Here is a 25,308-nt window from a genome sequence, read left to right on the forward strand (position 1 = left end):
TTCATGTCTCGCAAGGTGACCATCATGGAAACTCTGGAGCTGATTTTTGCCTCGCTGGTGCGCACCACGGCCGAATCGATACGCGACCACCATGTCCCTTTTGCCATCAAGCACGACGAGCGCGCGTATTTCGAATGGATGGACGGGCACCCGATCAATGGTTATATCCAGGAAGCGTATCGGGAAATCGAGGAAACGGCCCAGCAGATCCGCGCCATTCGCGCCGGGTGATGACGCTTGCCGCAAGCGTCGTGACGTGCGTTGGATCGAGGTCCGAAATTGGGGTATTGATCCAGATCAAACACTCTGCTGTTCGATACGCGCAACATGGTGTGGCCCATGACAATCAGGTCGGGAGGCGGCAAACATGGATCAGCATCAAAAACACCAGATCAGGGGCTATGAATTCCATGTGGCGGGGGCGCTGGAGAAGGATGGGCGCTACCGGGGCATGATCCTGATCAGCCGGCGCGGCGACACCTTGCAGGTGTACGCCAAGCCCGTGCTGATTGAAACGCCCAGCAGCTTCAAGTCCGTGCACGCGGCCTTGATCGAAGCATCGGCATACGCCCAGGAACTCATCTATAACGGCGCCATCAAGGCGCTGTTGCCCGCGGACGGGCCCGCCAGCGGCAAGCAGGCATCGCAGCCGCCGGATTTCGTCGGCAATTGACACTGGCAAAGCCATTCGGCCACCCGGGGCGTCGCGTATAATCACGCGCTTCCTTGACGAAAGTACACAAGAATGGAATATGTGAATCTGCCGCTGGTCTTCCTGGTCGGCTGCGCCCTGATCGCCTTGCTGGCCAAGAAGAATGGCTACTCGTGGTATCTGTTCTTTTTCGCCGTGGCCGTGCCGGCCCCGCTGTTGCTGCTGGCCCTGCCCCATGTGCTGGGCGCCGACCTGGCATCGCACACGGGCGTGCGGGTGGCCGCCGCCCTGCTCTTTCCCGTGGCAGGCGTGATCGTCGCCTTGCGGCGCAGACGCTAGCCCCGCCTCAACGGGCCGGCGCGCCGTCGGCCAGGCGCCAGCCTATCGACAAGGCCACTTGCTGCGCCTCTTTTTCGTTGCTGCAATCATCATAATCGCAAGTGTCCGCATAGGCGCCGCACGCCTGGTTCTGGCTCACGTACGAGCCGACCCAGCGGCCATCGCGGCGCTGGCTGGCCGTGGCGCTGATGGTAAAACCTTTGTGGATGGTGGGATTTTCAAAAGGCATAATTCCTCCGAGGCAAGGATAACGTCAGGAACCTGACAGGCTTCCACTGTGCGCCTTGCGCCGTCCGCAGTCTGTACGTTTGATCACACTCACGCCATGCGCGCGCGCCGCCGTCGCGCCACGCGGCGATCGGGTATGATTTCGCCATGTGTGGACGATTCGATCAAAATGACACGGCGCGCGTGCTGGCGTCGTCCTTCGGCTGGACCGACGCGGTCTTCGACAGCGAGGCCGAGCCGCACCTGAACGTGTCGCCCGGCACCTACCGGCCCGTGATGCACATCCAGGACGGCGTGCGCCGGGTCGACGATGTCTTCTGGGGCTACCGCCCCGCCTGGGCAGCGGCCGCCGTGCCCGCTCCCGGCAAGAAGAAAATTCCCATCGCCATCAATGCCCGCCTAGAAAAATTGGCAAGCGCCTACTGGAAACCGCTGCTGCGCGCGGGGCGCGGCATCGTCTGCGTCGATGGCTGGTATGAATGGACGGGCGAGAAAGGAAGCAAGCAGCCGTGGCACATCCACCGCCAGGACCGCGCGCCCCTGTTCCTGCTGGCGCTGGCCCAGTTCGGCCCGTACAAATTCAACCGGGAAGAAGCGGGTTTCGTGCTGGTGACGGCCGACAGCCTGGGCGGCATGGTCGATATCCACGACCGCCGCCCCGTCGCCGTCAGCCTGGAAGACGCGCACCGCTGGCTGGACCCCGCATTGACGCCAGAGCAGGCGCTGCATTTGGCGCGCACCTGCATGCTCGACGCGGACCTGTTCGAATGGCATGCCGTCGACAATCCCCTGGTGCCGTCCGCCAAGCCGAAAGCGGCGCCACCGGCCGCGGCGCAAAGCGCCTTCGACTGGGGCAGCGACTGACTCAGGCCGGCAGGCGCGCCAGCCGGCGCCACAGCGCTTCCATCGGCCCCTGTCTGAAATGCCGCAGCCAGTAGCGGCTCAGCAGCACCTGCGCCGCCATGATCGCCACGGCCAGGCCCAGCATGCCGACGGGGCGCAAGGTGGCGCCCCAGCCCATGCCCCAGCCCTGCAGCAGCCAGGTGCCGAGCACCGATTGCAGCAGATAATTGCTCAGCGCCATGCGTCCCACGGGCGCCAGCCATGCGCCCAGCCGGCGCAGCATGCCGGGAGCGGCCAGCATCAGCGCCGCCACATAACCGGCGGCGAGCACGGGGCCGCCCGCAAACAGGCCCACTTCGAACAGGGCCGCGTCGAACACGCTTTGATACGGATCGGCCACTTGCCGCGCGATGGCGCCCGCCGCCAGCAGGTTGAACGGCAAGCCCACGCCCAGCCCCACGGCACGCACGCGCCGCCACAGGCGGCGGTGGCGCTGCGGCCGGGTCAGCCAGCCGCAGCGCACGGACAAGATGCCCAGCAAGAACAGCACGATGATATGCGGCAGCATGACGGCGGCGTACAGCAGCGAGACGAGGAAATCGTTGGCGCGCAGCCTGGCCACGGCCCACGCGCCGCCCTGCGTATAGATGGCGTAGCGGCCGGCAAAACTCTGCAGATCATGCGCCGTGTCCGGCGCGCCGCCCTGCTGGCCCACGGGAATCAACAGGCACATGAAGAGCAGGAAACCGCCCGCCACCAGCCAGGCGCGGTTGCGTATGCGGGTCAGTCTGGCGGCGGCCAGGGGCAGGATCAGCAGGCCGGCGACGGCATACGAGGTGAGCACGTCGCCGCTCCAGATGCAGAAACCGTGCAGCAGGCCGAACGCGAGCAGCCAGCGCAGGCGCCGCCGGTAAGAGGCCTGCGCCTGCTCCCAGCTGCCCAGCCGGCGCCGCAGGGAACGCGTCTGCAGGGCAAAGCCGGCGCCGAACAGATAGGCGAAGACGGGATAGAACTTGAACTGCGCCAGCGCCGCGACGCCGAAAATGACGAGCTGGTCCGACACGGGCGGCTGCGCCGGCAAGGTGCCGTAGCGCAAGGAGATGGTACCCCAGGCAAAGCCCCAGATATTCACCAGCAGGATGCCGAACACGGCAATGCCGCGCAGCACGTCGAGCTGCAGCAACCTGCCGGGCCTGGCGTGCATGGAGTTCAGGGGCGCGCCAGAGTCGGGTAGTCGCTCACCTGCAGGGTGAAGCCGGACGCATCCGATTGCAGCCGTGCCTGGCCGCCGAACGGCAGGGTGACGCGGCGGCGGATGTGGCCGAATTCGAGACCCGTCAGCACGGGCACGGGCGAGCGCTGGCGCACATAGGCCAGCATGACGTCGAAATCGTAGCCCTTGTCCATGGGGCTCAATTTATAGGCGGAAAAGTCGCCCAGCACCACCGCCTGCTGGCGCTCGAGCACGCCCGCGTGCAGCAATTGCAGCAGCATGCGCTCGACCCGGTACGGGTGTTCGTTGACGTCTTCCAGGAACAGGATGCCGCCGTTGATCTCGGGGAAATACGGCGTGCCCAGCAGGTGGACCAGCATGGCCAGGTTGCCGCCCCACAAGGTGCCCACGGTCTCGACCTGCGGATTGCCGGCTGCCGTGCCCGTCACCGTGTGCGTCGGTCCCGCCAGGCAGGACCACAGTTGATCGAGCGTAAATTGCTCGGGCTCGTCGCGCGTGAAATCGTCGCAGACCATGGGACCGGCAAAGCTGGCGCGGCCCGTCTTGGCCATCAAGCCCATGTGGAAGGCCGTAAAATCGCTGTAGCCGACGAACAGCTTGCGGCTGGCGGCCATGGCGGCAAAGTCGATCTGGGGCAGGATGCGGCTGATGCCGTAGCTGCCGCGCAGGGCCAGCACCACCTGCACGTCCGGGTCGCTTGCCGCCGCGTTCAGCTGCGCCAGGCGGCCCGCATCCGTGCCGCCGAAGCGCTGGAAGGTGTGTTCGGGATCGTAGTAAGTGTGGACGGTGGCGCCTTGCGCCTGCAGGCGGGCGATGCCGCGCGCCACGGCCGCGTCATCGGGCGCGCAACCGCCCGGCGCGACGATGGCGATGCCAATCTCAGGTGTCTTCAAAATATGCCCGGCTAGTCAAGTGGTGGGCGCGCCTAGGCTGGCTGGGAGCGCATCTGGGGCGCCATCTTACCTTGCAGATGCATATCGATCAAGGCGAGCAGGCGCTCGATCAGCTGGGGCGGCATGTCGTGCCCCATGCCTTCGATCACTTCCATCCGCGCGCCGGGAATCAGCGCCGCCGTGTCGATGCCGCAGGCGACGGGAATCAGGGGGTCGGCCGCGCCATGGATCACGAGGGCCGGGCAGCTGATGCTCGGCAACAAGGCCGTGCGCTCGCCCGACGCGGCGATGGCCACCATTTGCCGCGCCACGCCTTCCGGACAGCTGCCCCGCTCCAGCGCCGCCTCGATGCGCTGGTACAGCAGTTTTTCCGACACGGGATAGGCGGGACTGCCGATGACGCGCACGGTGGCGGCCATGTGGGCCATCAGCTCGGCACGGCTGGCATTGCGTTTCGGACGCTGCAACAGCGCATTGCGCGCGGCCCGCGTGGGGCCGGGCAAGCCGCGCCGGCCGCTGCTCGACATGATGGACGTCAAACTGAGCACCTGCTGCGGCGCGCGCGCCGCCATCACTTGCGCGATCATGCCGCCCATCGACACGCCAATCACGTGCGCCTGCGCGATGCGCAGGGCCGCCAGCAGGCCCAGCGCATCGTCCGCCATGTCATCGAGGGTATAGGAGGTTTTCAGGGGCCAGCCCAGCAAGTTTTTCACGTAGGCCAGCGGCAGATACGGCTTGCCCGCCAGCGCCATCTTGCTCGACAGGCCGCTGTCGCGGTTGTCGAAGCGCACCACCCGAAAGCCCTGCTCGACGATGCCTTCGACGAAGTCGGCGGGCCAGGCAATCAGCTGCATGCCCAGGCCCATGACCAGCAGCACGCACGGATCGTCCGGGTTGCCGTGGCTTTCATAAGCTATATTGAGGCCGTTCGCCATGATGGTTGCCATGATTGCCTCTCTTCAGGAACCAGCACGCAGACACGATCGCTGCGGCCTTGCGATCAGCATACCACTATTGTGCTTCAGACATGAGGCCGGCACGCGGCACCCACACTGAAGTGTTGCTCTGCTCGCACATGACATTGGCTACGGCGTATCGCTGCGGCTCTGCCATGTGCTGATACTCATCAACTTGCAAAAAACCTTATTTTGCCTTTGGCAGACTATCGGCCAGGTCCACCCAGCTTTGCGGCTGCGGCTTGCCCCGCTCGCGCACGCCGAAGAAGGAGACCACTTGCGTGCCGTCGTTGTCGAAGAATTCGACGGAGGTGACGCCGCCCCGCTTGACGACCCAGCCGCTGCGCAGGGCCGTGTCGCGGATGTGCAGGTTGAAGTCCGGGTCCAGCACGTTGAAGAAGCCGCCTGCGGCCATGGTTTTCCCGATCTTGCCGCTGTAGATCTGCGTCAAGCCCTCGTTGCCCAGGAACACCATGATGCCGACCTTGTCCTTCGCCGCGTTTTCCAGCAGGGTGCGCAGCGCTTCGGGCGTCACGCGCTCGACCACGCCGGCCGGCGCCAGGCGCAGCGCCTGTTCGCGCGACAGGTGGAATTCGCGCATGATCTGCGCGAACTGGTGCACGTCCGTCATGTCTTTCCAGGCCAGCTGGAATTCCTTGACGTCGATCTCGCTATCGGGTTTTTCCGCCGCCTTCGGCGCCACGGCCAGCACGTTCAATTCCGCGCTCTGCTGGGGCATGCGGAAGGTCGCCACCAATTTGTCGTAGACGGCCACGCCCGCTTCGTTGCGCAGGTAGATCTTGTGCACGGCCGTGCCGTTGGCGTCAAAAAACTGCAGGCTGCGCGTCGGCTTGCCGTCGCGGCCGGGCTGGACCACGGCAAACGCGTATTTCCAGTGATCAAAATGGAAGCGCAGGTCGATCTGGCCGCCCAGGTAGCCGCCGGCGATGTTGCGCTGGCGCGCCTGCGTTTCCGGGTCCTGTTTCGCGTCGGCCTGTTCCGACTTGTCGCCCGCCTGCTTGAACTTGCTGGCGATGCCCGTCGTCTCGATGACGCCGTTTTCATTGCGCGTGATGGCTTGCACGAGGCCCAGGTCCAGCGCGGCGCGCATGATTTCGCGCGGGCCGTTGCCGTCGGCCTGCAATCGCGTGACGCCATTGCCGATGTTGGTTGCCAGCAATTGCGCTTCCGACACGCCCAGCGCGCGGGCCGCGTCGCGGATCTGCAGCTTCGGCTGCTCCGTGCGCAAGGTGGACCAGCGTTCCGCCAGGGTGGCTGGGGCCGCGTATGCGTTGGCGATCAGCAGGCTGCCTAGCAGGGATAGAACGAGTTTGGATAACTTCATAGAGTGACCATTCAATCAAACATGGAAAAAAAGAGGCGCAGGCGCGCCTCCCCGGTGAAACCTAGAAATTGACGCTCAGGCTGGCCGCCACGTTGCGGCCCGGCTTGGCATAGCGCTCGATCTCGGCGCGGCTGGCGGCCGTGGTGCCGGCGGCCAGGCTGCGCGCGGCGGCATAATCCCAGTACTTGCGATCCGTCAAGTTGTACACGCCGACGATGAGCTTCGCGTTCCTGTGCACGTTCCAGTACGTCGACAGGTCGAAGATGGTGTACGACGGCACGGTGAAGCGCGGCGTGGTGACGCCCAGGATGATATCGTCCGGCGCCTGTTTCTCGCCCGCATGCAGGGCCGTCAGTGCCAGGCCGAACAGCTGGTTCGCATGGTCGTAGCCGAGGCTCAGCGACGTCTTGGCCGGCGCCACCGAGGCCAGGCCGGCGCTGTCGCCCGTCTGCGTATTGAAGGAGCGGCCTTTCGCCACGCCCGTGCCCAGGTCGACGTGGTAACCCTGCATGACCGGCGCCCAGGCGCCCAGTTCGGCGCGCAGGGTCAGCTCGGCGCCCCAGGTGCGCGCATTGCCGATGTTTTCCGGGCGATACAGGCCCCAGCTGAGGGTCGGGTAATTCACCGGATCCGGCGCTTGCGCCACGTACTCGATCATGTTCTTGTATTGCGTCTGGTAGACGGAGGCATGCATGCTCAAGCCCCGGGCAACGTCGCCCTTCAGGCCCAGCTCGTAGGCATTGCTGGTTTCCTTGCGTAAATTGGCGTTGCCCAGGATGGCGTAGCCGGCGCCCGTGCCCGTATAGCTGAAGGAATCGTAGGTGCCCGTGCGTTCGGCCGCCGTCGGCAGGCGCGTGCCGCGCGTATAGGTGGCGTAGGCGTTTATTTGCGGCAGCACTTCCACCGACAGGCTCAGGCTTGGCGTCAGGTAGGTATCGCTCTCCGTGCGCACTTCCTTGGCCGCGTCCGGCACGGCGATCACGTAGTTTTGCAGGTTCTTCGGCTCCAGCTTGCGGTAATCGGCACGCAGGCCCGGCGTCAGCACGGCCTTCTTGCCAGCCAGGTTGAAACTATAGTCATCGCGGGCATACAGCGCCACCTTGGTGCTGTCCATGTCGGCCATGCGGTTCTTGCGCGTGATCTGGTGCTCGCCCGTGGCGATCACCGTGCGGTCTTCCACCCAGGGGCGGCGCGATTCGGTCTGTTCCAGCTGCACGCCATACACCAGCGCATTGTCGGCGTTGAGCTGCTTGAACGCTTCCGACGTCAGGCCGATGCTGTCGTTCTTGAAAGTGGTGTCGATGGCGCGCTGGTACTGCTTGCCGCCCGTGATGTAGCGGGCATTCGTCTTGTCGTCGACCTTGGCGTTCTGGATATAGACTTTCGAGGTCAGGCGGTCGAACAGGGCGAAATCCTTGAGCACGATGTCATGGCCCAGGCTGACGCGGGTGCGTTTGGTGGTGGAATCCTGTTTCACGCCGTCAGGATACGAAGCGCCCGCCTTGTTGTCGACATCGCGCTTGTTCTTGCGCTCGAACATGTCGACCGTCAAGTCCAGCTTCTGTTCACCCGGCAATGCCCAAACCAGCTTCGACAGCAAGGCATTCGAATGCCAGTCGTCCGGATTGACGGGGGCGCTGCCGCGGCTGTCCAGCTGCTCGCCGTCCCGGTGCACATAGACGGCCAGGCCTTGCAGCTGGTCGCCGATCTTCGCCGCGCCCGTCAAGGTATGCGCATTGCTGCGGTCGGCCGTGGCGCGGCCATATTTATAGGCCACGTAATGGTCCACGCCTTCGCCCAGGTAATCCTCGGGCGACTTGGTGATGAAGGCCACGCCGCCGCCCAGGCCGGGACTGGCGCCGCTGACGGCCGTCGTGCCCGAATCGATGCGCACTTCGCGGAAGGTTTCAGGGTCGAAATAATCACGGCCCGTGGCAAAGGCGTTCAAGGTCTGCCCGTCCGGCTTCGGCGCGGCGTCCGGCAACGCAATGCCGTCCACGTCCAGGCTGACCCGGTTGCCTTCCAGGCCGCGGATGTTGTAGCCCGTGTTGCCCGAACCGTCCCACACGTTACCGGCGCCCGATGCGGCCATGGGTGCGCTGATCAATGGCAGGTAGCGCACGATGCCGCCCATGTCCGTCACGCCGCGCTTTTCCAGGTCTTCGCCGCTGATCACGGTCTTGGTGCCGGCGCGGCGCTCGTAGTCCTGCTTGGCGTTCACGACGATTTCCGGGAAGACGGGCAGCCTGGCAGGCTCCTGGGCGGCCGTGCCCGCATTGACGGCGGCGGCCGTTTGCGCGACGGCGGGCAGCAGGGGCGCGGCGAACAGGCCCAGCAACGCGGCGCGCAGCACCAGGTTATGGCGGCGGACAGGCAGGCGGGGTGAGGATACGACGGGGGCAGCGGAGCGCTGCGGAAGCACAGTAGTCATGATGATCCGGTCTCAGAGTAAAGGCTGGCTCTTGAACCCGGATCGATAACGAAAGTGTTAACGATGCATAAGGAAAGTTTGCTGGCGAAAACAATACTGTAACACGAATCATTCTCATTTGAGAATGACAATTGGTCTAGACAGATGTTATTTCGCAACAATTATAAAAATGCCAGCCGGGATGGCTGGCAAGGCGTGGCTGGCATCCTGGCAAGGCCATGGCGGCCCTGCCCGGCCCTGCCCGGCGTCAGGCGGCCGGATTGGCCAGCTTGCGAGCTTCCGCCTGGGCGCGGCGGCGCTCGGCGAAGAAGCGGCGCAGGAAGGCGCCGCACTCGTCGGCCAGCACGCCCCCGGCGATGGCCGTCTGGTGATTCAGGGCCGGCTGCTCGAACAGGTTCAGCACGGAACCGCAGGCGCCCGTCTTCGGGTCGCCGGCGCCGTACACGACGCGGGCCAGGCGGGCATGCAGCATGGCGCCCGAGCACATCACGCACGGTTCCAGGGTCACGTACAGCTCGCAGCCGGGCAGCCGGTAGTTGCCCAGCTTCTCGGCGGCCGCGCGCAAGGCCATGACTTCCGCGTGCGCAGTCGGATCGTGGCGGCCGATGGGCTGGTTGTAGCCCACGGCGATGACTGCGCCATCCTTGACGACGACGGCGCCGACGGGCACCTCGCCCAGGTCCCACGCGTGCTGCGCCTGTTCCAGGGCCAGCTGCATGTAGCGCGCGTCGTCCGCATGCACGGCTGGCACGGCGCTGTCAGGCGTGTCAGTCATCGGTCACTTCTGCCCAGCAGTTCGGCGTTTCATGCAGCACCAGCTTATGCAGGTGCAAGCCCGTGCCGAAGTGGTCGGTAAATGCCGCCTTGAGGATCTCGAAGGCGATGCGCGCGAGGTTTTCCACGGTCGGGATGCGGTCGATGACGACGGTCTTGTGGTCGGGCAGGCTGGCCAGGAAGTCGCGCACGGCCGTGTCTTTCTCGTAGACGAGGAAGGCGTGGTCCCAGACGTCGACCAGGTGCTGCTTGGCCAGGGTTTTCACGTCGGAAAAGTCCATGATCATGCCATTGTCGGAATTGCCTTCCGCTTCGATGACCTGGCCCACGAGGGTGATTTCCACCGTGTAACGGTGGCCGTGCAGGTTGCGGCACTGGCTTTTGTGGTCGGGAATGCGGTGGCCCGCGTCGAATTCGAGCTTGCGTGTGATAGTCAGCATAGGTGTTGTTAAGGGATTTGCAGGAGTTTATGGGTTTGCAGGCTCAGCTTCCACTTCGGGTTGCTTTTGCACGTCTCGATGGCCAGCTTCATGTTCTGCGCGGCCAGGGGGCCATCCATCGCCTGCACGAAGAAATTCTCGAAATCGAGGCCTTCGTAGGCGGCCAGGTCTTGCTGGAACTGGGGAATGACCACCTTGATTTCATTGCCTTTGTGCACGACGAGGGTCGAACCCATCTTCGGGCTGACGCAGATCCAGTCTACGCCGGGGGGCACGGGCAAGGTGCCGTTGGTTTCGATGGCGATGGTAAAGCCGACCGCGTGCATGGCGTCGATCAGGGCCGTATCGAGCTGCAGCAGCGGTTCGCCGCCCGTAAACACCACGTATTTGCTCGGCGCGTAGCTGGCCGGCCACAGGCTGTCGATCAGCGCGGCCAGCTCCTCGGGCGTCCTGAACTTGCCGCCACGTTCGCCATCGGTGCCGACGAAATCCGTGTCGCAGAACTGGCAGACGGCCGTGGCGCGGTCGCTTTCGCGGCCCGTCCACAGGTTGCAGCCGGAAAAGCGGCAAAATACGGCCGGACGGCCCGCGTGCGCGCCTTCGCCCTGCAGGGTGTAAAAAATCTCTTTGATGCTATAAGTCACTGTATTTCCTAAGAGCTGGCTGGCGCCGCCGCGCAGGACGGGCGCATGGGTGCAGGCGCGCCCGGCGCCGGACGCATGGCCGGGGCAGCAAAAGCCGATTGACAACCCTCTATTATATGCCGCCGCGACACTTCCCGTGCAAATGCCGCGCCTGCCGCCCGGCACGACAAAAAACGGCAAGTAAAAGTTGCAGAAAAAAGCGGCAAGCATGCAACACTGCCGCCGCCATCTGCGAGGTTTTTGCGTTTAGACAATATGCATGACTTCAAGCCAATATATTTTCCATCATGACATTGCCTGATGGAAAACATTTTTGGGAGCGCGCAATGATGCAATACAGCACACGCCTGCCGGTGCGCCTGGGCCTGCTCGCCTGCCTGGCGGCGGGCGCCACCCTGTCCCTGCAGGCGGGCCAGGCGGCCGAACCGCTGGCGCAGGCGGCCACGCCGCTGAACCTGGCGACGGCCTGCGCCGTCCTGCTGGGGTTGCTGGCCTTGCTGCTGCTGTGGCGCCAGCACCGCCTGGCCGCCCGCCTGCGGGTGCAGGAACAGCTGCGCGCCAGCGCCGAACAGGGCCGCATGGCCTGCGAACAGCAGAAGGCGCGCGAACAGGAGCGCCTGCGCATCGGGCGCGACATCCACGACGACCTGGGCCAGCACCTGCTGACCCTGAAGATCGACCTCTCCATGCTGCAGATCGGCCTGTCCGCCACGGCGCCGCCGCTGGCGCAGAAACTGGCCCTGATCGCGCGCAATGTCGACCTGAGCATCGCGGCGCTGCGCTGCGTCATCCACGACCTGCGGCCACCGGCCCTCGAGCATGGCCTGCAGGCGGCCGTCGATGGCTTGCTGGCCGAGTTTTCGCGCAGCACCGGCATCGCGTGCGACTACGCCGGCGGGGGCGCGCTGGCGGACGGGGCTGCGGGCGCGTACGACGCCCTGCTGTACCACGCGCTGCAGGAGTCGCTGGCCAATATCGCCCGCCATGCGCAGGCGACGCAGGTGCGCGTGGGACTGCGCCGCCACGCCGCCACCCTGGAATTGCGCGTCAGCGACAATGGCATCGGCATGCCGGCCAGCACGCGCCTGGGCTGCGGCTTGTCCGGCATGCACGAGCGCCTGGCCTGCGCGGGCGGCTGCCTGCACATCGACAGCCGCAGCGGCAGCGGCACCACCCTGCAGCTGACCGTGCCGCTGCCGGCGGCGCCGGACGGAACGGCCAGCCATTGCTGACAATATTGCTCAATATCAACACTTCCCGCCCTCCACGCTGCATCATGGCCATCGGGCACACCCATACACGTCGAATAAGGATGCTTTCATGCCGGACAGCCACGCACCTGCCAGCGCATCGCCGCATGGGGAAACCCAGGGTTTCGCCGTCAAAATGATGGAATTGCTGGTCGTGCCGACCTTCGTGCTCGATGTGCATGGCACGGTGATGATCTGGAACCGCGCCTGCGAACAGCTGACGGGCGTGCCGCCCGCCGAAGTGCTGGGCACGCGCCAGCCGGGACGCTGCTTTTACAACGACGAGCGCGCCACCCTGGCCGACCTGCTGCTGGCCGGGCGCAGCGGCGACGGGCGCGCCCTGCAGGCGCAGCAGCAATACCGCAGCGGCACGGGCGACAACCTGTGCGCGGAAAACTGGTGCGACATGCCGCGCACGGGACGGCGGCGCTACCTGGCCGTCGATGCCAGCCCCCTGTACGGCAACGGCGGCGAACTGATCGCCGTGGTGGAAACCCTGCGCGACATGACCGATGAAAAGCGCGCCCACGCGGAACTGGAACGCCTGGCCACGCGCGACGGCCTGACGGGCCTGGCCAACCGGCGCTGCTTCGACGACACCGTGCACGCGGAATGGCAGCGCGCCCGGCGCCAGCGCCAGCCCCTGTCGCTGCTGATGGTCGACGTCGACAATTTCAAGGAATACAACGACAGCCACGGCCACCAGGGCGGCGACCTGTGCCTGCGCAAGGTGGCCGGCGCCGTGGCCAGCGAAATGCGCGCCAACGACCTCGTGGCCCGCTATGGCGGCGAGGAATTCGCCGTCATCTTGCCGAACCAGTCGCTCAAGGGCGCGGCCATCGTCGCCGAGCGCATCCGCCAGCGCGTGGAACGGCTGCAACTGCCGCGCAAGCGCGCCGACGGCGCCTGCGTCACCGTCAGCATCGGCGCCGCCACGGCCCTGCCCGGGCCGGGCACGGAGCTGGGGCAGCTGATCCACACGGCCGACTGCGCCCTGTACCGCGCCAAGCACCTGGGCCGCAACCGCATCAGCCTGCCGGAAGCGACGCTGACCTGAACGCGTCCGCCGGCGGGGCCGCCACGCGGCCGTCCGGCGCGCTCCGGCCCGCCCTCCCCCTATGCACGGCGGCGCGAATATTCTATGCTGTGGCGTTGCACTTTCATAACATCACAAAAAGAAGGAGCCTTCGTGTCAAGAATCATGCCCGCCCTACTACCCGCCTTCGCCCTGGCCCTGTCGGCCATGGCCTCGTCCAGCCTGGCCCAGCAGACGGCCAGCACCGCGCCGGCCGTCGCCAAAAGCGCCGCCGCCAGCAAGGCTGACCTGCTGCCGTTCAAGGCCACGGAAAAAACCCTGGCCAACGGCTTGAAAATCATCATCGTGCCCACGGGCTTCCCGAACATCGTCTCGCTGCAGATTCCCGTGCAGACGGGCTCGCGCAATGAAGTGGAGCCGGGCAAGTCCGGTTTCGCGCATTTCTTCGAGCACATGATGTTCCGCGGCACCAAGGCCTATCCGCCCGAGAAATACCAGGAAGTCATCACCAAGGCGGGCGCGCGCCAGAATGCCTACACGAGCGACGACCTGACCAACTACCACACGACGTTTGCCAAGGATGACCTGGAAACCGTGCTGAAGGTGGAAGCGGACCGTTTCCAGCACCTCGACTATGCGGAAGACGCGTTCAAGACGGAATCGCGGGCCGTGCTGGGCGAGTACAATAAGAACAGCGCCAATCCCGTCTCGAAACTGTTCGAAGTGATGCGCGACAGTGCCTACACGACGCACACCTACAAGCACACGACGATGGGCTTCATCCAGGACATCGAGGACATGCCGAACCAGTACGCATACTCGAAGGTCTTCTTCGACCGCTGGTACCGTCCCGAGCGCACCACCATCATCATCGCCGGCGACGTCGACCCGCAGAAAGCCATCGCCCTGGTGGAAAAATACTGGAGCGGCTGGCAGCGCGGCAAGCAGCAGGCGGCCGTGCCCGTGGAGCCAAAGCCGCATGGCCCCGTCTACAAGCACGTGGCCTGGCCCACGCCGACCCTGCCATGGGTGGCCGTCGGCTTCCATGCGCCCGCGTTTTCCGTAAAGGACAAGGACCAGGCGGCCCTGGCCACCCTGCTGTCGCTGTCGTTCGGCCGCACGTCGCCGCTGTATAAACGCCTGGTGCAGAACGAGCAGAAGGTGGATCAATTGTTCGACATGACGCCGGACCGGGTCGACCCGACCCTGGCCGTGATCGGCGCGCGCGTGAAGAACATCGATGACGCCGTCTACGTGCGCGATGCCATCCTGAAGACCGTGGCCCAGCTGCGCGACACGCCGGTGAGCGACAAGGACCTGGCGGATGCCAAGTCGGCGGAAAAATACGGCTTGATCCGCTCGCTGGACAACACGGAGCAGATCGCCGGCACCCTGGCTTCCTTCGTGCATTTCGACCGCTCCTACGCCACCATCAACCAGTACTACCGCCTGATCGACACGCTCACGCCGGCCGACCTGCAGGCGGCCGCGCGCAAGTACCTGACGGACGACGGCCTGGTGGTGACCACCCTGTCGCACCAGCCGATGGCCGAAGCCATCGCCGCCACGCCGAAGCTGGCCAGCCTGCTGCCGGCCGCTGCCACGACGAAATTCGACGTGCTGGTGCAAAAGTCCGCGCTGCCGCAGATCCGCTACAAGCTGCTGTTTACGGCCGGTTCCGCGCAGGACCCGCAGGGCAAGGAAGGCCTGGCCGCGCTGACGGCCGCCATGGTGGCGTCCGGCGGCTCGTCCGAGCGCAAGATCGACGAAGTCAACGCCGCCCTGTTCCCGCTGGCCGGCAGCTTCAGCCAGCAGACGGACAAGGAAATGACGACGTTTACGGGTTCCATCCACAAGGATAACTGGGCCCAGTTCAACGCCATCGCCCTGCCCCTGCTGCTCTCGCCGGGCTTCCGCGAGGACGACTTCCGCCGCCTGAAGGATGCGCAAAAGAACGCGCTGCTGCTGGACCTGAAGGACAACAACGAGGAGGAATTCGCCAAGGAGCGCCTGCAGACGAACGTGTATGCGGGCACGCCCTACGGCCACCCCGTGCTGGGCACGGTGGCCGGCATCGACGCCATCACCCTGGACGACGTGAAACAGTTCTGGAAGACGGCCTACGCCCAAGGCGCCGTCAAGGTGGGCATTTCCGGCGACGTCTCCGACGCCATGACGGCGTCGCTGACGCAGGCGCTGGCGACACTGCCGGCCGGACCGGGCCTGCCGGCCACGGTGAAACCGGCCGGCCACAAGGCGCACGGCCTGGAAGTGGAAATCCTCGAGAAAAACACGCGTGCCACGGCCATTTCCTTCGGCCTGCCGCTGGACGTGAACCGCACGCACCCGGACTTCCCCGCCCTGTGGCTGGCGAAGACGTGGCTGGGCGAGCACCGCGCCTCGAATTCCTACCTGTACCAGCGCATCCGCGAAATCCGCGGCATGAACTATGGCGATTATGCCTACATCGAAGCGTTCCCGCGCGGCATGTACCAGTTCTTCCCGAACCCGAACCTGGGCCGCAAGGCGCAGCTGTTCGAGGTATGGATCCGTCCCGTGGCGCCGGACAATGCCCATTTCGCCCTGCGCGTGGCCCTGACGGAGCTGGGCAAGCTGATCGACAATGGCCTGACGCAGGACGATTTCGCCACCACGCGCGACTACCTGATGAAGAACGTGTTTGTCATGACCTCGACGCAGGACCAGCAGCTGGGCTACGCGCTCGACTCGCAATGGTATGGCACGCCGGAGTTCACCAAGCTGATGCGTGACGGCTTGTCGAAACTGACGCTGCAGGACGTCAACCGCGCCATCAAACAGCACCTGTCGGCGAAGAACCTGAACGTGGTGATCGTGGCCAAGGATGCGGCCGGCCTGAAGGAAAAGCTCGCCAGCGACGCCTTCTCGCCCATCAAGTATGACGGCAACAAGCCGCAGGCCCTGCTCGATGAAGACAAGGTCATCGGTGCGATGAAACTGGGCATCAAGCCCGAAGCCATCGTGGTGACGCCGGCGGCGCAGGCCTTCGCCAAGTAAGGCAGGCGGTTCCCGCCTGATCTGCCGCAACAGGGCGGATCAGGCGGGCAGCGGCGTGCCCTGCGCCGCAGGGGGCGGCATTCAGCCGATGGCCGCCGCCCTGGCCCGCGCCGCGTGCAGCTTGCGGAAGCTGTCGATGAGGCGCTGGTGGCGCTCCAGCCCCTCGAGCTGCATGCTCGTCGGCGTCAAGCCATGGAAGCGCACGCTGCCATCCACGGAACCGAGCGCCGCATCCATGCGCGCGTCGCCAAACATGCGGCGGAAGTTGACGGCGTAGTCGTCCAGTTCCAGCTCCTCGTCGAGCACCACTTCCAGCACCACGTTCAAGGCCTGGTAAAACAGCTTGCGTTCGACGGAGTTGTCGTTGTACTGCAGGAAGGCCCCCACCAGCTCGTGCGCCTCTTCAAATTGCTTCAAAGCAAGGTTGATCAGCAGCTTCAATTCCAGCACCGTCAGCTGGCCCCAGTCCGTATTTTCATCGAACTCGATACCGATCAGGGTGGCGATGTCGCCATAATCGTCGAGCTCGCTGTTTTCCAGGCGGTCCAGCAGCGCTTCCAGGCTGGCATCGTCCAGGCGGTGCAGGTTCAGCACGTCGGCGCGGAACAGCAGCGCCTTGTTGGTATTGTCCCAGATCAGATCTTCCACCGGATACACCTCGGAATAGCCGGGCACGAGGATGCGGCAGGCGACGGCGCCCAGCTGGTCGTACACGGCCGTGTACGCCTCCTTGCCCATGTCCGCGAGGATGCCAAACAGGGTCGCCGCCTCCTCGGCGTTCGAGTCGTCGCCGTGGCCGGAGAAATCCCACTCGACGAAGTCGTAATCGGCCCTGGCGCTGAAGAAGCGCCACGAGACGATGCCGCTCGAATCGATGAAGTGCTCGACGAAGTTGTTCGGCTCCGTCACGGCTTCGCTGGCAAAGGTCGGCTGCGGCAAGTCGTTCAAGCCTTCGAAGCTGCGCCCCTGCAGCAATTCCGTCAGGCTGCGCTCGAGCGCCACCTCGAAGCTCGGGTGCGCGCCGAACGAGGCGAACACGCCGCCCGTGCGCGGATTCATCAGGGTCACGCACATGAGCGGATACACGCCGCCCAGCGACGCATCCTTGACCAGCACGGGGAAGCCCTGCTCTTCCAGCCCGGCGATGCCGGCCAGGATGGCCGGGTATTTCGCCAGCACTTCCTGCGGCACGTCGGGCAAGGCGATCTCGCCTTCGATAATTTCACGCTTGACGGCCCGCTCAAAAATTTCGGACAGGCACTGCACCTGGGCTTCGGCCAGGGTATTGCCGGCGCTCATGCCATTGCTGACGTACAGGTTTTCGATCAGGTTGGACGGGAAATACACGGTCTCGCCGTCCGAGTGGCGCACGTACGGCAGCGAGCAGATGCCGCGCGCCGCATTGCCGGAGTTGGTGTCGACCAGGTGCGAAGCGCGCAGCTCGCCATCGGCATCGTAGACGTCCAGGCAATAGGCATCGAGGATTTCCTGCGGCAGCGCATCGTTGCGGCCGGGCTGGAACCAGCGCTCGTCCGGGTAATGCACGAACGGCGCGTTGGCGATGTCCTCGCCCCAGAACGCGCCCGCATAGAAATGGTTGTTGTTGAGGCGTTCGATGTACTCGCCCAGGGCCGAGGCCAAGGCGCTTTCCTTGCTGGCGCCCTTGCCGTTGGTGAAACACATGGGCGAATGGGCATCGCGGATGTGCAGCGACCACACGTTGGGGACGATATTGCGCCACGACGCGATTTCGATCTTGATGCCCAGGTTCGCCAGCACGCCCGACATGTTCGCGATGGTCTGCTCCAGCGGCAAGTCCTTGCCCGGGATATAGGTACTCGCCGCGCCAGCCGGATTGAGCATCAGCAAGCCCTGGGCATCGGCGTCCAGGTTTTCCACCTCTTCAATGACGAACTCGGGGCCGGCCTGCACCACTTTTTTCACCGTGCAGCGCTCGATCGAGCGCAGGATACCCTGGCGGTCCTTGGCCGAGATATCCGCCGGCAATTCGACCTGGATCTTGAAAATCTGCTGGTAGCGGTTTTCCGGGTCCACGATATTGTTTTGCGACAGGCGGATATTTTCGGTGGGAATATTGCGCGTTACGCAATACAACTTCACGAAATACGCTGCGCACAGTGCCGAAGATGCCAAAAAGTAATCGAACGGACCGGGCGCCGAACCATCGCCCTTGTAGCGGATGGGCTGGTCGGCGATGACCGTGAAATCATCGAACTTGGCTTCGAGACGCAGCTTGTCGAGAAAGTTGACTTTAATTTCCATGGGTGATTCCAAACCTGTACTTGAGTAAATTAGGCGCTATTATCCGTGCTTTCGGCCGCAGCGCATAGGCGCGCGGTTTGCCGGGCGTTGCGCGGCCTTACTCGAAGGGATTGGCCACCGACGTCACGACGGGCGGCGGCAGCTGCGCCGGTAGGTCCCGCTTTTCGAGCTGCGCCACGACATCGGCGAGCAGCGTTTGCAGCTGTTTTGCCAGCGCCAGGCCCGGCTTGTCCAGGGTCAGGTCGATGTCGCCGCTGATGCTGATGCGGTCGACGCGGTTTTCGATGGTCAGGCCGCCGATGTCGAGCACATCGCTTTCATTGGCGTAGGGAACGAATTTCTTTGCGCACATACAGTGTCCTTTCAAGTGGGTTTATTTCCTGGACTTGCTATTGACCTTGGGCAAACTCAGCATGCGCAGCTTCTGCTGCCGCGTCAGCGACGGTAACAGATCGATGCCGATCCTGTCTTCCAGTTGCGCAATGCTCAGTACCTCATACGTCTTGGTGTCCACGTTTTCGATGAAATACGCGGCGCCGGCACGCTGGCGCGGGCTGTACACGGCCTTGTACAGATGGCTGGGCACGATCACCCGGCCCACCTTGCGCAGGTTGCCGCCGATGAAGGCCGGCCCCGTGATCACGTACAGGTCGCCTTCCTTCTTCGCCATCTTGCGCACGGCGCCTTCGATGCCGGCCCACACATAGCGGTTGTTGCGCGCGTCCTGCGGCACCATGTTGGCCAAGGTAAAGCTGTCGCGCTGGCTCTGGCGGTCCGGCATGTCGCCGTTCGGCGCCATGTGGCCGCGGTCGAAGCCGCTGCGGGCATAGTCGGCCAGTTCGGCGCGCTGGGCGGCGGGCAGCTTGCGTTCCGCATGGAAGGAGTTTTCGCGCGACAGGTCCTGCGCCGCTTCCAGATTGTCCGCCGTCAAATGCTCGGCCGACCACAGGGGCGTGCGCGTAATACCCGAATGCATCACGCCAAACACGTTGTAACACAGTTCCTGCGTCGCCACGTCCAGCTTGGGGTTGGTGATTTCCGGCTTGCGGCCATCGACGTAATGGGCGGGACAGGCGGCGGCCTGCGCCAGGTTCGCGGCAAAGGCCGAGGCCAGCAAGCCGCACGCCAGGGTCAGCCTGGCGATCGTTCCTTGAATCATATTTCCCTTTGAAATCTTTGCAGGCCAGCATTCTAGCGGACGCCGGCCCCCGTCACAAACCTGGCGTGCGCGCCCGCGCGGGGCGGCGCGCGGTCCGCAGGCGACATGGCGCAAATAAAGCCCGACGGCTCGCGCAAAGGCATTCTTATCTGCTAAGATTGCCCTGATTTGTTCGCATCGACCATTCAAGATTTGGAGAGCATATGATCAAAAAAACCCTGCTGCTGATCGTCGTCGTCGTCGCCGCCATCCTCGGCTATGCCACCACCAAGCCCGACACGTTCAGTGTCCAGCGCGAAATCACCATCAAGGCCCCGCCCGAGAAGATCGCCGGCCTGATCACGGACTTCCACTACTGGGCCGCCTGGTCGCCATGGGAAAAGCTCGACCCGGGCATGCGCCGCACGTTCACGGGCCCCGCCAGCGGTCTGGGCGCGCAGTATGCGTGGCAAGGCAATGACAAGGTCGGCGCCGGCCGCATGGAAATCACGGAAGCGGCCCAGCCCGAGCGCACCGTCATCAAGCTGGACTTCCTGAAACCGTTCGAAAGCCATAACACCACCACCTTCAGCATGACGCCCGATGGCGATGGCACGAAGGTCAACTGGACCATGACGGGTCCCAGCCCCTACGTGAGCAAGGTCATGACGGTCTTCGTCAGCATGGACCGCATGATCGGCAAGGATTTCGAAAAAGGCTTGAACAACCTGAAAACGGCGGCGGAGCGCTAAGCCCGCCTGCCGGCAGCAGAAACAGGGCCCGCGCGGCCCTGTTTTTTTTATGGAGGCGCCATCAGAACTGCTCGATCCACGCCGCCAGGTGGTCGGGCGTGAGGGCCGGTTCGGCCTGCGCCAGCTTGGCCTGCAAGCCCTGCTCCCCTTTGCTCAGCTGCAAGGACCAGCCGCGCCGCGCCAGCCACAGCAGGCTGGCCAGCCAGAACGAATGGATGGCCGACACGGGCGTGGTGGTGGGCGTTTCCAGGAACTCCGTCAGCAGGCGCCCGTCGAGGAACAGCGCCGTGCCGCCCTGCTTCTGCAGCGCCGGCCCGAACACGGGCAGGAGCATGTCGATGGCCTGTTCCACGCCGCGCCCCGGGTGGTCGCGCTCGAGCGCGTCGAGCTGCTGGCGCACGGCGGCGCCGAAGGCCGTGCTGCGGAAGGCTTCCGAGCTGACCAGGTCGGCATAATCCATCAGCAGCCAGTCCGGTTCGGGCGGCGTGACGCCGGCCGTCAGGGCCGCCGACAGGTACGCTTCCACGGGCAGCTGCTGTTCCGGGCCCGCCAGGCTGGCGCACAGGGCGTACAGGCTGCCGATGCGGTTGGCGATGGCTTGCCGCTGGCGCACCATCAGCTTTTCGCGCAACAGCTGTGCGTGCTCGTTGCGCAGCCGCGCCAGCTCCAGCGCCTGCTTGAGCTCCATGCGCAGGGCCGCGATATCCCACGGCTTCTGGATGTAGCGGTGGATCTGTCCCTGGTTGACGGCTTCCACCGTGTGTTCCAGCTCCGAATACGCGGTGGTCAGAATGCGCACGATGTGCGGGTGGCGATCCCAGGCGTACGACAGCAGCTCGTTGCCGTAGGCGCCGGGCATGCGCTGGTCGGACACCAGCACGGCGATGCGGTCCGCGTGTTCGTCGAGGATGCGCTTGCCCTCCTCGACGGACGTGGCCGTCAACACGTCGGCCAGCGGCGCGATGGCGCGCTGGAAGTATTTGAGGGCGTTGGCCTCGTCATCGACATAGAGTATCGTCGGCAAGCCTTGCGCCGGCTCACGCTGAGCCGGTAAACGCAGATTGGCGTCAATCATGCTCGTTCCTTATATGGACTGGAAAATTCAGTGTTACCGTGGTGGAACTGCCAAACTCGGTGGCGATATCGAGGCTGCCGCCGAACGATTGCATCATGCGGTGGCAAAACACCATGCCCCAGCCCTTGCCGTCGCTGCTGCCGGCATTGACGGGGTCGATCAGCAGCTGCGCGACGATATCCGGGGCGATGCCCGCGCCATTGTCGCGCACCGCGATGTGGCCGGCGCCGATGCGGATGCCGATCGCCGCCTGGGGCTGTTCGCCGGCCGAACGCAAGGCATTGCCCAGCACGGACGACAGGATCAGCGCCACGCAATTGGGCGACTCGGCGATGGCGAAGTCGTCGCCGTCCTCGACGGTGATGGCGGCGCGCTGGGCCGCGCTCAAGGGATAGCTGTCGAGCAAGCCGGCCAGCAGCTGGCGCGCGCTGCCGGCGCGGCGTCCGCCCTGCATGCCCGGCGCGGCGCTGGCCAGGCGCACCGTGTCGACGAAGCTGGCCAGCACGGACAGGCAATAGCGCGCATTGTCGTGCATCAAGGCGGCCGCTTCGCCGATCTCGGCCTGCGGCCCGCCCGCGCACTGGGCGCGCCGTTCGATGCCGCGCGCAAAATTGGCGATGGCGGCCAGCGGCGTGTTCAGCTCATGCGCGAGGAAGGCCAGCGACTCTTCCATCGCCACCAGGCCCTGGCGCCGCGCGGCCCGCTCGCGGCCCGTCTGCACGGCCAGCTGCAGCGCCGTCTGCATGGCGGACATGTCGAGCGGTTTTTCCAGCAGGCGGAACACGCTGCCGCCATTGATCAGTTCGAGCAGCACGTCCTTGTCCGCATACGCCGTGACGAGCATGCTGACGATGTGCGGATGGTGCTGCGCCACTTCCTGCAGCAATTCGCTGCCCAGGCGGTCCGGCATGCGGTAATCGGTGACGAGCACGTCGATGTGCGCGGCGCCGTCCGCCAGCAGGGCCAGCGCCGCATCGACGCTCTGCGCCGTCAGCACGCGGTAGCGCACGGCAAAGGCCCGCTCGAAATACTTGCAGGCAAGGGCTTCGTCGTCCACGTACAGCACGCTGGCGCGGCTATCGCTGTCCATGCTAGCGGCCCTCCCAATCCGAGCGCTGCAAGTCGAAATTCATGCTGGCCCACTCGCCCAGCACGCTTTCGGCGGTGAGGGTGCCGCCGTGGCGCTCGATCACGCCATAGCTGATGCTCAGTCCCAGGCCCAGGCCCTGCCCCACTTCGCGCGTGGTGAAGAAGGGTTCGAAGACGCGCGCCAGGTTTTCCGGGGCGATGCCGGGGCCGTTGTCGCGCACGCTGATGCGCAGGCGGTCCCCCTCCCAGTGGGCCGTGATGCGGATTTCGAACGGCGGCGCATTGCCCTTGCGCATGGACAACACGGCATTGCCCAGCAGGTTGATCAGCACGCCCACGATGGCCGCCTCGTCGCCGCGCACCAGGGTGTCGACGGGCAAGTCGTGGCTGATGCCGACATTCTTCGTTTCATGGCCGACGAGGCGGATGGCCGCCTCGAGCGCGCTGCGGAACTGGAAGTGGCCTTTTTCCAGCTGGTTGCCGCTCTTGCGGTAGGCAAAGGTCTTCAAGTCCGAGACGATGTGCTGTACGCGCAGCATGCCCTGCTTGGCGTCGGCCAGGCATTCACTGACGAGGGCGCTTTGCTTGGCGGCCGGGTCCTCGATGGCCACCTCGATGGCCATCATGCAGAAATTGACGGGGTTGTTCACCTCGTGCAGCATGCCGGCCGCCAGGGTGCCGATGGCGGCCATTTTCTCCTGCTGCAGCATCTGCCCCTTGATATCGGCCAAGCTTTTGTTGGTTTCTTCCAGCTGCGTGTTCTTCAGCGCCACTTCCGCCTTCAGCTGGAACAGCATGAAGCGGGCACGCTCGTTAAAATAGGTAAACACGGCGCTGATGCTGGCCGACATGATGAGGAACAGGCAATTGACGACGAAGGCCGCCTGCAGGTCCAGGCCGCCCGCATGCCAGGCGCAGGCCGCCACGTACAGCAGGCAGGACATGGCGCCGAAGACCATGTTCTGCCACAGGCCGAAGGCCAGCACGATGCCCGAGGAATAGATGGCCAGGGTCATGCCCACGTAATAGATCGAGGCGGCGCCCTCGGTGACGGCGATCATCCAGGCGATCATGATCTGCGGCAGGATCAGCCAGACGAAGGTCAGGCCCTGGATGCGGTCCTGCGCCCACTGCGTGCGCATGCCCAGCACGACGCAAAAGATCAGCACGGAAACGAGGATGCGGGCGCTGGTGAAGGCCGACTGCATGTCCGGATACAGGGCCGAATCGAGGCCCATGCCCAGCAGGATGAGGACGATGCCCGTGTAGGCCCCGCCGCGGCTGAACTCCAGGCGGAAATCGCGCAAAACGGCCGAGTAGCCGGCCTGCAGGCCCGGGTTATCCATCAAGGAATGCTCACTTCCGCAAACACGTTCACGCCCGTGGCGTCGACATAGATATGGTGCTCCGTCGCGTGTTCCGGCAGCAAGGCCGACAGGCTGGCTTCATTGCGGTAGATCAAATGCCATTCCAGCAAATGCTCCATGCCGAACTTGCCGGGATTGTCGGCGTGCACGTTGGTGACGAGCAATCGCCCGCCCGGCCCCACGCGCGAGGCGAAGTGCAGCAGCAGGCGCGCGCACACCTTGTCGGACAGGTAGTCGAACAGGCCGGCGCAATACACGGCATCAAAAACGCCGGGCAAGCCCGTGGCGCCCGAACCGTGGCGGCGCTTGAGCAGGTTGTGCACGGAGTCGTGCACGTAATCGATCTCCGCCACACGCCCCGTGCGCTGCATGATGCTCGTCAGGCGCGCGCGCGTCCAGTCCAGCGTCTCGCTGCTGAAGTCGACCAGCTCGAAGGCCAGCCACTGCGCGTCCGCGCACGTTTCCAGGAAGCGCTGCACTTCGATGGCGGGGCCGCAGCCCACGTTGAGCACCTTGTACACGCGCCCGGCCGCCCGCGCCGCGGCCGCCTTCTGCGCCAGGAATTCCGTCAGGATATCGATGCGGTTGCGGTGCGCCGTGGCGACGGCCGCCTGCAGGAAGGCCGCATTGACGATCTGGAAATAGGTGCTGGGGCCCTGGCGCGGGTCGTCCAGCAACTGGTTGACCATCTGGTAGTCGCCCGCGTAGCCCAGCGGTTTTGTAAACGTGCGGAAGACGAAGGGCGCGCGCAGGATCAGCGGATGCAGGGCCGCCTGGGCGAAGGCGCGGTGGGCCGGCGCCCGCTCTTCCTCGACGAGCGAGGCTTCCGCTTCGAGCTGGCGCAAGTACAGCTGGGTCTGCTCCATCAGCGGCAGGGCCAGCTCGTCGAAGATGTCCGCGCGCAGGCGGCCGTTTTCCTTCGGCAGCGAGTCCGACAGGTCGACCTGCTCGACCCAGCGCGCCACTTCCGACAGGAAGGCGCGCATTTCGTTGACGACGATCTGGTAGTCGCGGCGGATGCGGAAGCGCTCGCCCCAGCCCGCCACGAAGGCGCTGGACTCTTTCGCCACCGCGCCCTTGACCACCACCACGTCGCTCAATTCGCGCCACTCGTCGATCAGGGTGACGGAAACGATGGCCGTCAGGCCCGTGTTGACGCTGCTGATGACGACGGCCTTGCCGACGTAGGCGTTCTTCGCCCCCATGCGCACCGTCAGCTCGTTGAGCACCTCGCTGACCTGCACAATCGAGTATGGATTGTAGATTTCCATCACCAGCGAATTGCGCTGCAAGTTGAAAATCGTGCCGCGCACCGCCTCACCCTGGGTGTTGCGGAAACTGACGACTGGATCGATTTGCGATTGTGAATACACGATTGAGCATTATCAAGTTGCCCGGCTTCCGGCGCGCCAGTGTGTTGGGGGCGCCAGCTGCCAGGCTGGGTTAAGGCAAGGCAAACCGGTCGTTTGCCGCCGGCCCACCATCGATATGGCGGCGTTG

24 protein-coding genes are annotated in these 25,308 nt (G+C 64.9%); 8 read left to right on the forward strand and 16 right to left on the reverse strand.

Features of this window, described 5'->3' with window-relative positions; translation table 11 throughout:
* Window positions 1–24 precede the first annotated feature (24 nt).
* The 3 genes from AC07VL_RS13060 (at window position 25) to AC07VL_RS13070 (ending at window position 991) form a co-directional block, all read left to right on the forward strand.
* Window positions 25–231 carry a hypothetical protein gene (locus AC07VL_RS13060; protein WP_494806238.1) on the forward strand — a complete coding sequence of 69 codons (207 nt, stop codon included), beginning with the start codon at window positions 25–27 and terminating at the stop codon, window positions 229–231.
* Window positions 232–367: 136 nt separating this feature from the next.
* Window positions 368–673 (forward strand): hypothetical protein, encoded by a 306-nt coding sequence (locus tag AC07VL_RS13065; protein WP_494806239.1) that lies wholly within the window; start codon window positions 368–370, stop codon window positions 671–673.
* Between the two features lie 72 nt (window positions 674–745).
* Window positions 746–991 (forward strand): hypothetical protein, encoded by a 246-nt coding sequence (locus tag AC07VL_RS13070; protein ID WP_494806240.1) that lies wholly within the window; start codon window positions 746–748, stop codon window positions 989–991.
* Between the two features lie 7 nt (window positions 992–998).
* On the opposite strand, the gene AC07VL_RS13075 is transcribed toward AC07VL_RS13070, so the two are convergent.
* On the reverse strand, window positions 999–1,220 hold the full coding sequence (locus AC07VL_RS13075) for a hypothetical protein (protein ID WP_290605065.1): 222 nt from the start codon (window positions 1,218–1,220) through the stop codon (window positions 999–1,001).
* Window positions 1,221–1,366: 146 nt separating this feature from the next.
* Here AC07VL_RS13075 and AC07VL_RS13080 point away from each other — a divergent pair, with 146 nt between their 5' ends.
* Complete coding sequence (locus AC07VL_RS13080) at window positions 1,367–2,083, forward strand: SOS response-associated peptidase (protein WP_494806241.1); 717 nt, start codon at window positions 1,367–1,369, stop codon at window positions 2,081–2,083.
* Between the two features lies 1 nt (window position 2,084).
* On the opposite strand, the gene AC07VL_RS13085 is transcribed toward AC07VL_RS13080, so the two are convergent.
* The 8 genes from AC07VL_RS13085 to queE form a co-directional block, all read right to left on the reverse strand.
* Window positions 2,085–3,266, reverse strand: a complete 1,182-nt coding sequence (locus AC07VL_RS13085) for a DUF418 domain-containing protein (protein ID WP_494806242.1) — start codon at window positions 3,264–3,266, stop codon at window positions 2,085–2,087.
* A gap of 5 nt (window positions 3,267–3,271) precedes the next feature.
* A complete protein-coding gene (gene ldcA / locus AC07VL_RS13090; protein ID WP_494806243.1) occupies window positions 3,272–4,189 on the reverse strand; it encodes a muramoyltetrapeptide carboxypeptidase in 918 nt (305 codons plus the stop codon).
* A 32-nt stretch (window positions 4,190–4,221) separates the two neighbouring features.
* Window positions 4,222–5,139: an alpha/beta fold hydrolase gene (locus AC07VL_RS13095; protein ID WP_494806244.1), complete on the reverse strand. Its 918-nt coding sequence runs from the start codon at window positions 5,137–5,139 to the stop codon at window positions 4,222–4,224.
* Between the two features lie 196 nt (window positions 5,140–5,335).
* Entirely contained in the window at window positions 5,336–6,493 is a 1,158-nt protein-coding gene (locus AC07VL_RS13100) for a hemin-degrading factor (RefSeq protein ID WP_494806245.1), read from the reverse strand.
* Between the two features lie 61 nt (window positions 6,494–6,554).
* Window positions 6,555–8,924 (reverse strand): TonB-dependent hemoglobin/transferrin/lactoferrin family receptor, encoded by a 2,370-nt coding sequence (locus AC07VL_RS13105; protein WP_494806246.1) that lies wholly within the window; start codon window positions 8,922–8,924, stop codon window positions 6,555–6,557.
* A 247-nt stretch (window positions 8,925–9,171) separates the two neighbouring features.
* Window positions 9,172–9,699: a tRNA adenosine(34) deaminase TadA gene (tadA, locus tag AC07VL_RS13110; RefSeq protein ID WP_494806247.1), complete on the reverse strand. Its 528-nt coding sequence runs from the start codon at window positions 9,697–9,699 to the stop codon at window positions 9,172–9,174.
* The gene (queD, locus tag AC07VL_RS13115) at window positions 9,692–10,138 is read right to left on the reverse strand and encodes a 6-carboxytetrahydropterin synthase QueD (protein ID WP_034785919.1); all 447 of its coding nucleotides are present in this window, start codon (window positions 10,136–10,138) and stop codon (window positions 9,692–9,694) included. Before queD ends, tadA begins: the two co-directional genes overlap by 8 nt.
* Window positions 10,139–10,146: 8 nt before the next feature.
* Window positions 10,147–10,782, reverse strand: coding sequence for a 7-carboxy-7-deazaguanine synthase (queE, locus tag AC07VL_RS13120; protein ID WP_494806248.1), 636 nt, complete (start codon window positions 10,780–10,782; stop codon window positions 10,147–10,149).
* A gap of 326 nt (window positions 10,783–11,108) precedes the next feature.
* On the opposite strand from queE, the gene AC07VL_RS13125 reads away from it, so the two are divergent.
* The 3 genes from AC07VL_RS13125 to AC07VL_RS13135 all read left to right on the forward strand — a co-directional run bounded on the left by AC07VL_RS13125 (window position 11,109) and on the right by AC07VL_RS13135 (window position 16,104).
* Window positions 11,109–12,014 (forward strand): sensor histidine kinase, encoded by a 906-nt coding sequence (locus tag AC07VL_RS13125; protein ID WP_494806249.1) that lies wholly within the window; start codon window positions 11,109–11,111, stop codon window positions 12,012–12,014.
* A gap of 88 nt (window positions 12,015–12,102) precedes the next feature.
* On the forward strand, window positions 12,103–13,089 hold the full coding sequence (locus tag AC07VL_RS13130) for a sensor domain-containing diguanylate cyclase (protein WP_494806250.1): 987 nt from the start codon (window positions 12,103–12,105) through the stop codon (window positions 13,087–13,089).
* A gap of 144 nt (window positions 13,090–13,233) precedes the next feature.
* Window positions 13,234–16,104, forward strand: coding sequence for a M16 family metallopeptidase (locus tag AC07VL_RS13135; protein ID WP_494806251.1), 2,871 nt, complete (start codon window positions 13,234–13,236; stop codon window positions 16,102–16,104).
* A gap of 81 nt (window positions 16,105–16,185) precedes the next feature.
* Here the strand turns inward: AC07VL_RS13135 and AC07VL_RS13140 are convergent, their stop codons facing one another.
* The 3 genes from AC07VL_RS13140 to AC07VL_RS13150 all read right to left on the reverse strand — a co-directional run bounded on the left by AC07VL_RS13140 (window position 16,186) and on the right by AC07VL_RS13150 (window position 19,546).
* Window positions 16,186–18,387 carry an OsmC domain/YcaO domain-containing protein gene (locus AC07VL_RS13140; RefSeq protein ID WP_494806252.1) on the reverse strand — a complete coding sequence of 734 codons (2,202 nt, stop codon included), beginning with the start codon at window positions 18,385–18,387 and terminating at the stop codon, window positions 16,186–16,188.
* 97 nt (window positions 18,388–18,484) lie between these two features.
* Window positions 18,485–18,739 carry a nucleotidyltransferase family protein gene (locus AC07VL_RS13145; RefSeq protein ID WP_290605089.1) on the reverse strand — a complete coding sequence of 85 codons (255 nt, stop codon included), beginning with the start codon at window positions 18,737–18,739 and terminating at the stop codon, window positions 18,485–18,487.
* Window positions 18,740–18,760: 21 nt separating this feature from the next.
* On the reverse strand, window positions 18,761–19,546 hold the full coding sequence (locus tag AC07VL_RS13150) for a DNA/RNA non-specific endonuclease (RefSeq protein ID WP_494806253.1): 786 nt from the start codon (window positions 19,544–19,546) through the stop codon (window positions 18,761–18,763).
* A 203-nt stretch (window positions 19,547–19,749) separates the two neighbouring features.
* On the opposite strand from AC07VL_RS13150, the gene AC07VL_RS13155 reads away from it, so the two are divergent.
* Window positions 19,750–20,277, forward strand: coding sequence for an SRPBCC family protein (locus AC07VL_RS13155; protein WP_290605092.1), 528 nt, complete (start codon window positions 19,750–19,752; stop codon window positions 20,275–20,277).
* Window positions 20,278–20,338: 61 nt separating this feature from the next.
* On the opposite strand, the gene AC07VL_RS13160 is transcribed toward AC07VL_RS13155, so the two are convergent.
* The 4 genes from AC07VL_RS13160 to AC07VL_RS13175 are packed head-to-tail and all read right to left on the reverse strand — an operon-like array spanning window position 20,339 to window position 25,181.
* A complete protein-coding gene (locus AC07VL_RS13160; RefSeq protein ID WP_494806254.1) occupies window positions 20,339–21,352 on the reverse strand; it encodes a response regulator in 1,014 nt (337 codons plus the stop codon).
* Complete coding sequence (locus tag AC07VL_RS13165) at window positions 21,345–22,442, reverse strand: hybrid sensor histidine kinase/response regulator (protein WP_494806255.1); 1,098 nt, start codon at window positions 22,440–22,442, stop codon at window positions 21,345–21,347. Before AC07VL_RS13165 ends, AC07VL_RS13160 begins: the two co-directional genes overlap by 8 nt.
* Before the next feature lies 1 nt (window position 22,443).
* Entirely contained in the window at window positions 22,444–23,787 is a 1,344-nt protein-coding gene (locus AC07VL_RS13170; protein ID WP_494806256.1) for a sensor histidine kinase, read from the reverse strand.
* The gene (locus AC07VL_RS13175) at window positions 23,787–25,181 is read right to left on the reverse strand and encodes a class I SAM-dependent methyltransferase (RefSeq protein ID WP_494806257.1); all 1,395 of its coding nucleotides are present in this window, start codon (window positions 25,179–25,181) and stop codon (window positions 23,787–23,789) included. Before AC07VL_RS13175 ends, AC07VL_RS13170 begins: the two co-directional genes overlap by 1 nt.
* Window positions 25,182–25,308 lie beyond the last annotated feature (127 nt).

It is taken from the genome of Janthinobacterium sp. GW821-FHT03C08, assembly GCF_059420905.1.